The sequence below is a fragment of the Psychrobacter piscatorii genome (assembly GCF_043641605.1).
GTDB classification, from domain to species: domain Bacteria; phylum Pseudomonadota; class Gammaproteobacteria; order Pseudomonadales; family Moraxellaceae; genus Psychrobacter; species Psychrobacter piscatorii_C.
Genome location: NZ_JBHZRK010000002.1, coordinates 161,616 through 175,792 on the forward strand (window position 1 = coordinate 161,616; position 14,177 = coordinate 175,792).

7 protein-coding genes and 1 pseudogene are annotated in these 14,177 nt (G+C 36.1%); 1 reads left to right on the forward strand and 7 read right to left on the reverse strand.

All coding sequences use genetic code 11. From position 1 onward, the window contains the following. Window positions 1–209 precede the first annotated feature (209 nt). The 5 genes from ACHUET_RS03075 to ACHUET_RS03095 all read right to left on the reverse strand — a co-directional run bounded on the left by ACHUET_RS03075 (window position 210) and on the right by ACHUET_RS03095 (window position 10,457). The gene (locus ACHUET_RS03075; RefSeq protein WP_394210574.1) at window positions 210–779 is read right to left on the reverse strand and encodes a 4Fe-4S single cluster domain-containing protein; all 570 of its coding nucleotides are present in this window, start codon (window positions 777–779) and stop codon (window positions 210–212) included. 32 nt (window positions 780–811) lie between these two features. After that, window positions 812–2,683, reverse strand: a complete 1,872-nt coding sequence (locus ACHUET_RS03080) for an AAA family ATPase (protein ID WP_394210576.1) — start codon at window positions 2,681–2,683, stop codon at window positions 812–814. A 1-nt stretch (window position 2,684) separates the two neighbouring features. Then, a complete protein-coding gene (locus tag ACHUET_RS03085) occupies window positions 2,685–3,809 on the reverse strand; it encodes a hypothetical protein (RefSeq protein ID WP_394210578.1) in 1,125 nt (374 codons plus the stop codon). Window positions 3,810–3,841: 32 nt separating this feature from the next. Continuing rightward, window positions 3,842–6,373 (reverse strand): PIN domain-containing protein, encoded by a 2,532-nt coding sequence (locus ACHUET_RS03090; RefSeq protein WP_394210580.1) that lies wholly within the window; start codon window positions 6,371–6,373, stop codon window positions 3,842–3,844. 97 nt (window positions 6,374–6,470) lie between these two features. Beyond that, window positions 6,471–10,457 carry a DEAD/DEAH box helicase gene (locus ACHUET_RS03095; RefSeq protein ID WP_394210582.1) on the reverse strand — a complete coding sequence of 1,329 codons (3,987 nt, stop codon included), beginning with the start codon at window positions 10,455–10,457 and terminating at the stop codon, window positions 6,471–6,473. A gap of 570 nt (window positions 10,458–11,027) precedes the next feature. Between ACHUET_RS03095 and ACHUET_RS03100 the strand changes: the two genes are divergently transcribed. Continuing rightward, window positions 11,028–11,201, forward strand: a complete 174-nt coding sequence (locus ACHUET_RS03100; protein WP_394210583.1) for a hypothetical protein — start codon at window positions 11,028–11,030, stop codon at window positions 11,199–11,201. Between the two features lie 86 nt (window positions 11,202–11,287). Here ACHUET_RS03100 and ACHUET_RS03105 read toward each other — a convergent pair. Beyond that, a pseudogene (locus ACHUET_RS03105) lies at window positions 11,288–11,458 on the reverse strand (transposase); the annotation flags it as partial. Window positions 11,459–11,806: 348 nt separating this feature from the next. Further along, a complete protein-coding gene (locus ACHUET_RS03110; RefSeq protein ID WP_394210585.1) occupies window positions 11,807–14,134 on the reverse strand; it encodes a site-specific integrase in 2,328 nt (775 codons plus the stop codon). Between the last annotated feature and the right edge of the window lie 43 nt (window positions 14,135–14,177).

The following is a 14,177-nucleotide window of genomic DNA, read 5'->3' on the forward strand; positions in this document are numbered from 1 at the left end:
TTTTTCCCACTATTCATCACGTATAGGACATATCATTTGGCTATAATGTTTATCTTAGTTTTATTTATTAAACCCCACTCTCAACTTATTTTTCTAAGGTATTGGTTTACTTATTTTTTAATAATTTCAGTTAAAACAATTAGAATTTTAAATTCTATAAAAATCAAAAGCCTACGATAAGTTGAGATTGGCGTTTATTAAATTAAATTTTACAAAGGAAAACCACTAACTCTTAAACTATCAGGACTTACAGCTATTTCTATCGTGGGTGAATAACGAACATCTGTCTCAATCGTAGAGTCATATCTAGCACTTAGGTAATGAAATCTCTGATTAGTAGATCCACACCAATTACGAAGATTTTCTGGTAGATTTTTCATGTAAAGACCATCGACTAATACATCTGTATATTCTAGTAATTCTGTACTACCCTGAATTGGCTTTTTGCGTAGTAAGTCTAGCGTAAAACCTGTAAATATCATGACGCTTAGACCTATTTTTTGACATGCATGAGCTAATGCTGACAGCCCTTTAGCTTGTAGCATTGGTTCACCCCCTAATAAGGTAACACCTTCAATTTCGTAAGCTTTTACTGCTTTTTTAAGCATATCCATAATGTCATTAATGTTCACAATATTATTTTCTTGAAATGCTTGTAACTCTAGATTACAACATTCTGGACAATCAAAGTGGCAACCTTGAACCCATATAGCAGAGCGCTTACCTGGTCCTTCGTTTTCAGTACAATCTAAAAAATAAGCCATGTTAATTTTTGTCATGTATCCATCCTCTTTATATGTGACCCGACTATTTATTTGAGCATAAATTCAAAATGACAAAGATTACCGACTTGAATGACTTGAATCTCCCTATCTTGGAGACTTAAGCTATCTACACTGGACTCAACTAAAAATTCTGACAGAGGATTAATAAAGTATTCATCTATGGCATTGAGAATACCCCTACCTCCTTTACTACTGTCTGTTTGTCTACATAAAGCCGTTAACACCTTATCTTCATCAGTAAATTTTAATCCACTAATATTATACTTTTGTTTTAGTCTATCTATAATTGGCTCAAATTTTGCTCGAGCAATACTAATTTGAAAGTTGCTATCACTAATGAAATTAAAGGGTACGATATTGGATCCTATACGTCCTAGAAGCTCAGGTCTTTTTAACTCCTTATTGAAATGATTATTAACTGCGCTAATAAATGCTTTAGCCGATTCTTCTTCTGTTAAACCAGAGCCAATATCACTAGCCCCTATATTAGAAGTGAAAATAATGACAGACTCTGAAAACGATACCGTTTCTCCTTTACCATCAGTTAAACGACCATCTTCTAGTATTTGTAAAAACTTATCCAGTATCCTACCATGTGCTTTTTCAATCTCATCAAATAAGATAACTGAAAAAGGCTTGGCTTTGATTGCATTGGTAAGTTGTCCACCTTGTTCGTGACCGACGTAACCTGGAGGTGCTCCTACGAGTCTTTGATCAGAATGCTCATGATTAAATTCGGACATATCAAAGCGCAGACAAGCTGAGTCATCACCAAACATAAAGTGAGCTAATGCTTTTGCCAGTTCTGTTTTACCTACTCCTGTGGGACCGACAAAAAATAAAACACCTTTTGGTGTAGTCTGCTGGCTTGAGTGCTGTATACCAGATAAACCTGAATAAGCCTTAATAAGCATACTACGAACCTTCTGAATTGGAAGATTCTGTCCTTTTACGCGTTTGTTCAGCTCGTCAGCGCAGTGCAATAGTTTTTCTCTATCTAACTCTTCCCAAGGACTGATTTTCTCTCCATATTTATATAGATTGATTAGCTTATCAGCAGATAGCGGGTTATCTTGCGCTCTCGACAATGATGCCATCTGTAAACAATCGCGGTAAGTAAAATCGTCTTGTGAATCAACAAAATCAATAAACTTTCTATTTCCTAGAGAGAGGGCAGGTAATAAATCGTACATATCTAGACATCCTTCAAGAAACACCTGTCTCTCATTACGACTAGGACGCTGTAAATGAACCTGACCAAAAACAGGATTATCTACAGTTAGTTTTGTGGGCAGACTACCTGGATGTCGACATACAAAAACAATGATATTATTTTTTATCTTAAGCTCAACTGTATTTTGCGGAACAGGAGCATCTCGTAGTGCTTTCGCTAATAAAAGAAGTTGGGCTCGTTCGGCATCTGATAGATTACGATTATCACCAAAAATAAAGTGCGAATAATCTAAGACGAAGGCACAGGGCTTTTCTATCTTTTGCGGGGCTATCATATGATGATAAATCAAAGAAAGAAAATCTTCAGTATTAATTGCTTGAGGTATAGAGAAAGTTGGGCTGTCAACTGAATTCGTTTCCCCCATATCGTAAGCTTGGTAACCCGTCTCCTCAGCGCTGCTTTTAGACTCTGGACCTCCGATAGTCGAAGGTTGTACTAAATCTTGCAACTCTTTATCGTCTACATTGTGCACGCCACTGACTTGATCCCACTGTATAACACGATAGCCTTGACGAGCTAACTCTTTCGTTAAAATCTGCGGTACAGTCTGACACTTATCATAAACTGGATATACGTCATTGGTGTTACCTGCCAATATTACTGCCTTTCTTATAGCAACTTCTCGTCTAAACCCTTCTAACCAACTGGGTTGATTGATCTTCATTCTATACTTCCTGTTCATTATTATTAGGATTATCTATACTACGTGCGCTACGCAAATTTCGGTCAGGGTTTTCCCAAATCACCTTTTTATCTGATAACTCAATACCGTAAATATCCTGTAACTTTGGTAATATTTTTTCGATATCGTCCTTACAAGCCATTCCTTCATAGTTTTCAAACTTATAGCTAAAAGAACCATCTAAACTAACAGTGAACTTACTTTGACGCCCTGATATACGCTTTGCTTGTATCACCACCTCATCTCGTTGATTATCTTTAAATAGCTTTGGATTATCCACTTGAAAACCTTGTTGGCGTAGACTATCAATAATACCTTTAACCGTAATTTGACGACAACGCTCATCTGTAACTACTTCGTCAGCTTCAGAAACCTGAGCATTAATGCTACTTTGTAAGTCCTCGGTAGACAGCATTTCTCCTTTATCCAAAAAGTCACGGCTGTCCTGTAAGCTATTTAAAATAGTCTGTAATTTTTCAGGATTTTGATTAAGGTCTGTCTTTAGTTGTTCTTGATAGGCATTCAACACTTCTATTTGGGTGTCCTGTAAAGAAGTTTCTTGTTGTTTATTCTTCCATTCTTGTGCTAAAACATTAGCACGTTGCTTGATATCACTTATTCTTAAGTTAAGTTCATCTTCAGATAAATCTATATATTCAGACTCTAGTTTTATTAAATCATTAAAAGCAAAATCACGTTCAATGGGATCGTTGAAAGTAGTTTTTAGAGACCGCCATAATTTTTCACTTTGCTCATTTTTTTTCTGTAATCTCTCTTCTTCATGACGACGTTCTAACTCTAACTGTTTAGACAAGCGGGTCTTGGCTGTATTTGCTAACCGCCTGAGACCATACACTTCATTTCCAAGAGCAATACTCATTTCTCGAGCTTCTTCAGGATTATTACATATCAACAATTTAAGTTTATCTAATTCTTGAGTGAGCTGTGCGAACTCCGTTGGAATTACCTGGTCTATACCCTGAAAACACATGTCTGACATTACTTCCATATATCGCTGATAGAACTCGCGAGTTTTACTTTGCACACGGTTTAGGTACTCTTGACGTTGCTGACGCTGACGATATTTATAATTATGGATAGCGCTCATTATAAGGCTCCTTCTAGCACAGGCTTATATTATTAGATACTTTCAATAACTTGTGTTTTGGGTTCTAGATCGTTTTTAAATTCAAAAACTGTTAGTGTTGGTATGCCTAACCCTCTGGATTTATTTATCAAGGCTTTGTCCTGAGTAAGTAAAATAGGATTATAGTCTTCATAGTTTAGAGCCGAAGCTAGAATGAAATTGTCGGGTTTGTCTGATTCATAAGCTGAAGTTAGCTTACTTAAGTCAGCTTCAATGGTTAATATATTGTTTTTCTTATTCTCTGTTATGCAACTTATTGCTTTCCTTGCTTTTGTGGCTACCTTTTCATCATTCTTTGTCTTTAAATTATCAAGTTCTTCGTGCACTTTTTCAGGAATAAGTAGTACCTCTCCTTTTTTTAGCTTATTAGGTAAGTTAGGGAAATCTATTAAAAAACAGCTATCTGCGACAAAAACCTTAGATGCTGTATCAATTAGAAAGTCAGGTTTAAGTATTGCATCTAAATAACGCTTTGTAGAAGTATTTATACGAATAATAAGAGGTTGCTCTGTAGCGTTGTCATTCTCAGATAAAGGGTAAGTTGTAATTTGCTCAATCATTTTATTATAATGCCGCTGAAAATTTTTGAGTTTACTTTGATACTGATTACTCTCAGACGAGTTATAAAGCTTGCTAGTTAACGCACTAGTATCTTGCGTATTATCAATAAATTTAAGCCAATTATCTCCTAGAGCTTTTTCCAACTCTTTTACAGCCTCATCCAAGTTATTCAATGCCCTACCTATCGGTATATCGCTTAACACTCTAAAGTATTCATCTTGCCCACAACTATACTGCCAAGTGCTTATTAACTCTGCATGAAGCCAAACTGAGTTAGATTCAATATTACCGAATGGACTTATCAATTTTGTATAGTCGTTTAATTGTTTATAATTTTCAGGGAGTTGACTATTCGTTTGCAACCACTCTACAAATAGCTGTTTAATTTTTTTATCTTGTGGGTTAATCAATTTAGCTACTTCAACTGCTTCCTTTAGACCCTCAAACGATAAAGGCAGACTACCGCTAATACTTCGATAGAAATAGGCAAATAAGTCAGGTACAAGTTCAAGGTCTACCACATCTTTCTTATTATTTTTTGAAAGCCAAGTATAGCGTTGTTGTAATCGCTTAATATCTTCCTTAAGTGTCAACCCATAAGGCTGTGATAATAGCCATTCACGCCATAACTGTGTTGCTGGAACCCAAAATACTCGTAACCTTTGCCATGACTCTTTATCGGTAATATCTGTTTCTAAGCTATTTAGTTTTTCTATTAGGTCATCAAATAGAGTATCGCCGTTACTAAGACTGCGCTCCCCTATCATTTGCAAGGTATATACCTGCTTACTTTTATCTTGTAATTGCACATCGTTAACAGACAGTTGAGTCAATTCGTTATTCAATAGGTTTCCTTCCAACCATTGTATCCCTCGCGGTAACTTAAATTCAGGTAGGTTTAACTCAGCATGGCATTTATCCCAATTCAACTCTATAGATTCTTCCTGAGAGCATTTAATAGTTAAGCCAATAGAATCGTTCGGTAAGTTCAGCTTTAACTGCCTAATATCATTGTACAAAATCACCTGACTATCTTTACTCAATTTTTGACTCGAAGCAACAGCGTTGTATAAGGGGCTTATCTTCGTTTGTTTTGCAATAAAACTTAATGCATCCTTACCTTGTAGAGGCTGATAGTTATTTTCACTAATATCTACTAACTGATGAAGCTGATCGTAATCACCCGAAGTTATATTCAAAAATGCTTTTGGTTCTGCTTGTAGGCCTTGACCATTGCACTGGTTGATAACTTGCTTCATCAACTCCTGGTAATCCTCGACATCTAATTCATTAAGAAGATCATTCAAGCCTTTGTTTAAACTGGATAATGATAAATAGTCTTTATCAAATATCAAATCTACTGAAGTATCAGAATAAAGAATTTGGCGCGTGTCTTTGAGCTCACTACATTCAGTGATTTCACTCGTTTTATGTAGCCATGGATAATTTTTAGGAATCAGCCTATCCCTAATAAGGTTCTCAGGGAAAAAGTTACCGATTAACTTTTCAGAGAGAGTTGGTATAATATGGCTATCTCTTGCCTCCGCGGTTATATCAGGTGATAGCTTCTTCGTAACACTACAATATTTAAAATTAGCTATATTAGCTTTAGGCTCCGCAGGAAGCTCGTTGTTTTTAATAAAATAATGTGTGTTTGGATGGTCATTGAGTTTAATATCTCCAAGAGCCACTCTATTTAAGTCATCAAAACTGCCCTCTAGAATTTGTAAATTCGTGAGATTTTTTAACACAGATAACATGACTTCATTTGCATTAGGAATTTTAAAAATTTGAGTAAATATTGTTGCAACCGACATATCATTATATTGTTGGGGTAGATTCTCCTGCCCCAGCTTTAAGATTAACCGTTCTAAGACTGTTGGCTTCCGCGGAGTCGTATGAGATATCTTTGCACTGACTTGTAATACAGGTACAGCCAGCTTAAAAGTGTTTATTTTTTTCATTCGTAATTAAGCACTATTGAACGACCTAGTGCTTTATCTCCTATTATTAACTGTAAAACGCTTCTAAGAAGCAGTGCGGTTAGAATTTTCTTTCTGACTACTGTTTTTTACGTTTGAATGGTCGCTGAGACTTTTGTGCCTCATTATCTTTATTCAGCTTATTAATTGATTTTTCATCATGTTCCAGACTCAATAAAACATCACTTTCGAATATAGCATTATTACGTGATAACTGCGCGATGATGTCTTTATATATGTACCGTTTATTGTCACCGGGACGATCTAGGTTGGGCAACCTTACTTCATAATCCACAAACATATTTCGAGCGCCAAAAATCATTAATATCTCACGAGCGCGGGACAATGCAACATTAATTCTTTCAAACTGAGCAACGTAAGCGCTACTGCCACTGCGACCTGACGATGTGTTTCTTACCATGCTCACCATTATGATATCTTCTTCTTTACCTTGGAACTGATCGACTGTATTTATATCAATCTCAAGATATTGCAGTTGTTTGCGTAATGGTCGAATCGCATTTCGTAAATCTCTTACTTGACGGCCATAAAAAGATATAATTCCTACTCTCTTTTTTCGCTTAATTTCCTTCAACTTATTTCTTAGCGTCTGTAGGGTCTGTATGTGTTGCTCTACTTCAGAAGGAGCTGGATCTAATTTAGTTATTCTCTGTATTTCATTCTCAAAATAGAACTGTGTCTGTGGTTGCGCTTCATTGATTCTTATCAAAGCCTTTATTATTAATTCAACCTCTAAAGGATTAGTTTTGCTAGTTCCTGCCTGTTGTTCATAAAAAGGTTGACCACTTGGCAGGCTACTGCTGTCGATCCAGTATGCATGACAATTAGGTCGTACAAAATCAAGACTCTTATGAGTAGCTGAAGGAAAGTTCAACCCATGCGCGCGTTCATTGTTTGGGTCTGACAATCCACATTTTAGGCGATTTTCATAAAACACATTAATCAAATCCATGATTTGAGGATGCATTCGATATTGTGTGAAAAGCGAGCTTTTTATACTTTCATCTGCTTCCTCAAAGTGCTGTTTGAATAACGATGCTGTTACCATATTTTCATATTTCTTGAGATTCTCTTTATTTAAGAGAGACTCTTCTCCTTCTTCTTCTGCCTTAATCATTGCTTCTTCCCAACTGTCATCGTGGCGTTCTTGAAATACAGGGGGTAACTGACGATGGTCTCCTACTAATATAACCCTCCTAGCACGCATAATTGGAGATAGTAATTCAGGTGGGGTAGCTTTGCTTACCTCATCAATAATAACTGTATCAAAAGACTCTATACCGATATCGCTTAGCGTTCTGTCTCTTTCATTGCAGGTAATAGCTATGACATTACTTTGAGCGATAAAGTCGTCTAAATAGTACTCATTATCTGCATTTAAGTCCTCAGACAATAGATCATTGCGCCAGTCCTCTAATATTGGTTGCCATACCTGCCTAAAGTTATCGTTGTTAAGGCGGCTTTGACATTCAACCTCGAGTTGTTCTAGTTGAGCTATAGTTACTTCTATATTAGCAAGATTTATTGGCAGATTACTTTCTTTATTTCTAGCTTCACTGAAGATTTGGTTTAGCCTTGTTAGAGTAATATCTAGTCGCTCTTGCCATTGATTCATTTGATACGTTATTTGTTCTAATTCCACCTCAATTTTGGATAGACTATCCTCACTTGGTTTTATTGGTTTATTTTTAACTATAGTTGCTAATTCATCTTCAAGACTAGAAGCGATTAAAGGACGTTCTTTTTTTAATACATCTAAAGCCTTAATTAATAACACTAACTCTCGTTCAATGTCACTCCCATGACTGTTTGGCTGTAACAGAATAGACCCGTCAGTGACTAGCTTTTTATAAACTTTAGCATCTAGACCGCCTTTATCCTGTTCTAACTCTCTTATCTTTTTAGCTTTGGCACGCCACTCATCAAGAATACTTGTATGTCCGTCTTGTAATAGTGAAGTTAAATGCCTCTGTTCTTCTTTAAGCTGAGACAGTTCTAAAGCGGTCTTCGTATCTTGCAAGGAACCTGTCCTTCTTAGCTTATCTAGATCATCCATAATCTGTTTGTGATAGAGTAAAGCATCTGCACTATTTATTAACCACCGTTTATAATATTCCCTACGGACTTCTTGCGGATCACTTACTCTAAAGATAGGTAAGTTTAATACTAATCCCTGTTGTCTTAAATCATAAATTAAAGTGTCTATTTGATTTTGCCAAGCTTCAGAAATATTTTCTATAATTTTACACTTTATCCAATCCTCATTTTTTAATGATTCAAGAGTCTGCTTAGCTATTTCATATTGTGCTTGTAAGCTATGATAAAAATTTACATCATTCTCTAGCTTAGCTTTTAGCTTGTTGAATTGGTTTTTCTTAACTAATTGCTGACTTTTCAAACCCTCTATTTCGCTTTTATCTCTTAACACGTCGCTATGTAACCCAGACAACTTATCAATGTATAGGCGACTATCGCGCGCTCTGCTTTCTAACTTAGCCCAAATATCTAAACTATCATTGTGAACTTGCTCACTTATGCTATGATAAAAACGTTTAATAATTTCAGGCTTTGTAAACTCTTTTCCACCTACTGATATTTTGTTGTCTCTGCCTAGTCTTAGTGCTCTAACGTTTGGGTCTTTCGGTAAGCGCTCCAATGCGTTGTCCACAGCTAAATGCGCTTGAGACACTAACAGGACGCGTTCTCCTTTAAGTACTAATTGATATATGGCTTCAGCTATGACAGTCGTTTTACCTGTGCCAGGTGGTCCTTGCACCATACAGATATCTGGTGCTGATAACATTTTATTAACACAATCTGTTTGATGCTCATTTAAATTTTGATTTAATATATTTCTTTTATCAATAGTTCTAATTTCTTCAGGGATCCGTGCTTGTTTAATATCAAAGATAAAAGCCGATAACATTGGGTTGTAACCCGACTGCTTTTCTAGCTTATCAAGCGCTTGTGCATGACGATTGACTTGAGCCTTATCCCCTGCTGTTGAGACAGCAATAAAGCCCGCATTAAAAAATTTCTTATCTATCCACTCTATAGCCTCTTCTTGAGGAAGTTGTTGTTTATCTAAATACTCTTTGTCATCATCAGATAAATCAAAAGTAATCATCGAAAACTTAGGGTTCTTAAAACCTATTTTAGCGGATTGTTCAAAAAATGTAGTAGCTTCCTCTTTAGTAAGTAATTCAGCATCCTTTAGATCACCTAGACTTATATCATTAATCCATTTGCCTCTAGGTCTTTCAATAGGTGGGCTAAAATTCAATTCATTATCAGATACTTCAACAGGAAAACAGCTTAACTGTTTCTTTTTTAAACGATTGATAATAGTATCACCTTGTTCATGACAAACTATAAATTTGATTTGTTGTTCTTCGATATTCGGACGATAGTATAAATAACGAATACCAAGCTCTTGGTGCTTGATAACTTGTTTTTTAAAATTGATATAGCCACGCCATGATTCAAGTCTATCTTTAGTTTCTATAGAAATTTTTGGCAACGCTTGTAGCCAGCTTTTACTAATAACATTATTATTTTTTGCTTCCCAAGCAGGCTTATTTAACGCAAGCTCGCACTGAATTTCACGTTCAAATGGCAAAAGAGCTGTGTCACTAACTATTTTAACATCGCGTATGTTTAGATTAGGGTCGCTACTATGCCGCTCATTTACTTCGGCAATTAAAGCTATGGTTAAGCCAATAGGCATCTCTTGCTGTAAGCGGGGTCCAACAGGCAATCTAATCATCACGCGCCAATAATTAGGACTTAAGCTAAGATTAGATATATAAAAATTTAAAGGAAGCTTTTCTGAGAAGTAATTACGCATAACATAGTCTAGCAATTCCTCTGAAGAAGCTTGACTTGACCATTTTGTAAACAACGAACCGCTATGCTCACGTAATAGTTTTTTTAATAAAGTTTCTAGCCCATCTTTACGACGACCTTGTTTGTTCGTATAATCCTCTCGTGAACCTTCAAAATCAAGGTATAGGTTTTTTAATACTGGCTGGGCTATATCAGTCAATTGTGTTTCCTTATCATGAAGATGTAGAGAAGTTCTTAGAATTGATATTAAAAAAAGGGCTTTGATTATATCAAAAACTATGCTAATTAAAACTTGAACGACTCTATTGCTTGGTTGGTCACTGAAATGATTATATCAGTGTTCGTACAACTAAATATTTGAGTATCCTCTGACTCCATCTGTTCTCAAAATTTGCGATCCTTATAACGGTACTTGCTATCCGTCCATATATATTGTACTAGAAATTTATTTATTAGTTAGAGATAGAGCTCATCATAATTCAAACTAATAAAGTTCATAAGCTATTTTATAAAAAATAATATAAGTATTTGAATTAATTATTTATATACCTAAATTTAGGTATTCATAAGTTAAATAAAATTACACAGAAAAATTCTCTAAGCCCTTTACGGAATCCCAAAAAATAATGCTTTTCTTCTGTAAATTCTTTAAGATACATATGCTTTAATCCAAAAATATATTAAAGCACTTAATTACGGACAAAAATAGATAAATACTTTTGTCAATATCATCACTATTTTGGCTAACTTAAGTTTAAGGAATAAAATTATGACTACTCAGCAGTGTGATTGGTGTTCAGGTAAAGGCGAAGTAGAATGTGACTGCACAGGAGGTATGGGTAAGTCACAAGCAGATGATGGGTGCCCAATGTGCGGTGGTACAGCCCGAGCAAACTGTACGGAGTGTGAAGGGACTGGAAAGGTAGAAGATCTTGACTATTAGATAGCGAAAAGTAGAAACTATCTAACTTTAGAACCAATACAACACTTACTAAAAAGTTAACCCTCCGATATAGTCGCGGCGATTCAGACTCTTGAAACTAAGCTACTTGAGACATCTACATCGTAGAGCTCTTTAATGGTTTCGACAATCTCAGTCGTCGTTTGACCTTTGGCGTAAAAAAATATGATTTTATCATCAAGGCCAGTAATGCGAGTTTGATGTTTGCTGACGAGTACAAGCTTAAAGCTGCCACCGCGATATTCTACCTATAAGTAGTTAATAAAACCGAAAGCTCATTACATATACAGAATCTTTTAAACTTTTGATCTTATGCGAGTTTACATAATATTTTTAAATTTCCAAGCTGATTGGAGAGTCTAAACTTTTATCTACCATATGTTAAATTGACCCCTGCCGTCAATCTCGTAACCCTAAACTTGGGAGATTTTATTTATGCAGCTTAACAATAATAATCAAACCACACTTGTCTTGGCGATTTATAGGCTAATTCATTCTTCGATACGTCACAAAAGCTCTCTATGGGTGAGTTGTGGAAACAATTGTGAGCTATGCTGAAGAAACCGTAGAGATAAACTTAGGAGATATCAATCAGTCAAACTATCAACAATCAGCAAAAAGTGCAGAACATAACTCATTAAAGCCGAAGACAATTTTGATTTACCCTTCTGCTTAAGCGGACTAATAACCGTTAGTGCATATCCGTTGTATGTACCTAAACTAGTAACCTTACCTTCAAAACCAGGGGCTTTTTTCCCGAACTCTTCTATACGCCTAAGCTGAGCAGCTTTATTGACAACAGGGCGATACGTCTTTTTATTCTTCTCGTTGGTGTAGGACTCGGATTCAATACAGCTGATATTTACCCGCCAATGCTGGCTTGGTAGAATCTGGCACATGGTATCTAAGTATTTATAAAAATTCTTTTTTTGTTTAAAGGTAAAACGAATCTCACTTTTTGAGGTATTGGTTTTTTCGTAGAATAATTTAAGAATGTGTTTAATCTCATGCCTACTCGCTTTGGATTTATAAAGCGTCTCAAGATTGTCAAAACATTGATACACAAGCGCTTGCTCTTCATGATAATGCAGCGGTGTTGGTGCGATTAAAATATGATTGGAGCGTTGTTTACGTCTTTTAGATATGAGCTTATGATTAAGTGTTCCATCTTCATTTTTCACCAAGCTCAACGCGCGTTCATAAATCATCAACGCATCATCGTACATAAAGTTTAAACTACTGGCCGCACCTAGCATTTGGCCATCCTCAATGTCCCATAGAAGCTTTTCTATCATTTCACGGCTATATCTACCAAACATTGCTGAATACTGCTTTTTATCAATAACAATAGGACCACTACTTAACAGAGATGTCTTCACCTTATCAGCAAAAATTAACTTTTCACAATCAACCTTACGATTCACGTATTGCCTAATATTACTGAGATTGACAGCGTTATCTCTACTCTCTAAGGCATATTTATTGTGCTGCTTTAGGTCCATACGACTAGTACCAATCAACTTATTCACAACATCTAAAGGCAGGGTCAATTTAGCCTGCTGCAATTGATGACTTGCGATAATATCAGCGGTATGAATATATGAGCTAAAAGTCGTAATGAGGTTGGCATGACCTGCAAACTCCATTAGCGCATCCCAGTGATTTGTTGAAACGCTGCGCACTTTACCTAAAAAATGAGTTTTAATATCATGGATTTTTATCTCATCATAATCTGTGAATTGCATGACAAGCATTGGGTTACACCTGATTATAAGCGCCATATTCGATATCGCATTATGACGAAAGCTATGTAGGGTAAGATCGTGATAAGCCGTATTTTCTAATATGCGTTTTATTGGCTGCTCAATACTATAACGAGACAATGGAGTGGACTGATACGCTAAAGTAAATAAATAGCGAGAAGACTGACCCTCTTTTAGATGAAAGAACCTTTTAAAATCTTCTAGCTCTTCTGGCAAAAGCAATACTGATAAATAAATTCGCCGCGTACCATCATCTGATTTCAAATCACGATGAGCGTTAGAGCGAACAATGAGGTTGTACTCCATAAAACCTTGATTGTCATATTCGATATCTTTAACCTGCAACCCTAATATTTCACTGATACGCATGCCGGTACGGTATAACAGTATTATCACGATGCTAAGCGCTTGTTTATAGTATTCACTCAGCGTCTCTTGCTCAGCGATACAACTAAGAATAGCGTGATAAACCTGATTAGGTATGAGATAACTAGACACTATTTGCGGATCGCCGCCGCCTCTGATGTCGATATCAGGCGCTTGGTAATGCTTCTTTAAAGAATGATGCAGTGAGCAAATAACCGTCTTGGTAAACCCTAGTTTATTTGGATTCTTCTCGGCAATAATTTCGTTGTATATATAGTGATAGTCATGTTTTGAGGAGTGTGAAAAATCAGCTGTACGAGTCCCTGCGATAAAGCCATTACCGATCTCAGACAAATATCGCTTCAAGGTATTGATTTTATTACCACTGGTGAGCAGATCAAGCATCCATCTCACCAGTCGTTCTTGGTTGGGATATAGATTTTGAGTCAATAAGTTTATTAGCTGTGGTTGCGCCTGCTTTTTATCGCCATTGAGTATGGTTCGTATTTCTTTAACTGCATCAGACCTAAAGCGTGCGACTTTGATAGTATCAAGTGAGTCCTCAGTGCTATTGCTAGATTCAATCACTAATTTACTGACGTGTTCATCTGATAGAACCGCACTGGGTGTTTTAATACCCTGAAAATATCTAAGCCATTGCGATGTTGATATTGAGGTTTGTTTTTGCTGACCTGTTAGCACCTGGACCAATTGAACGTCTAAATATACTTCTGGTAGCGTTTGCCAATAGATTGCAATATGTCGTAAGTAGCTAGGGCGTGTCATCAATTAGCACAGTTATTTTAGAATAAGCTATAGTAACTCTATA

Excerpts from the sequence above, each read along its gene's own strand:
- ACHUET_RS03075 (WP_394210574.1), bottom strand. The coding sequence starts at position 779 with ATGACAAAAATTAACATGGCTTATTTTTTAGATTGTACTGAAAACGAA.
- ACHUET_RS03080 (WP_394210576.1), bottom strand. The coding sequence starts at position 2,683 with ATGAAGATCAATCAACCCAGTTGGTTAGAAGGGTTTAGACGAGAAGTT.
- ACHUET_RS03085 (WP_394210578.1), bottom strand. The coding sequence starts at position 3,809 with ATGAGCGCTATCCATAATTATAAATATCGTCAGCGTCAGCAACGTCAA.
- ACHUET_RS03090 (WP_394210580.1), bottom strand. The coding sequence starts at position 6,373 with ATGAAAAAAATAAACACTTTTAAGCTGGCTGTACCTGTATTACAAGTC.
- ACHUET_RS03100 (WP_394210583.1), top strand. The coding sequence starts at position 11,028 with ATGACTACTCAGCAGTGTGATTGGTGTTCAGGTAAAGGCGAAGTAGAA.
- ACHUET_RS03110 (WP_394210585.1), bottom strand. The coding sequence starts at position 14,134 with ATGACACGCCCTAGCTACTTACGACATATTGCAATCTATTGGCAAACG.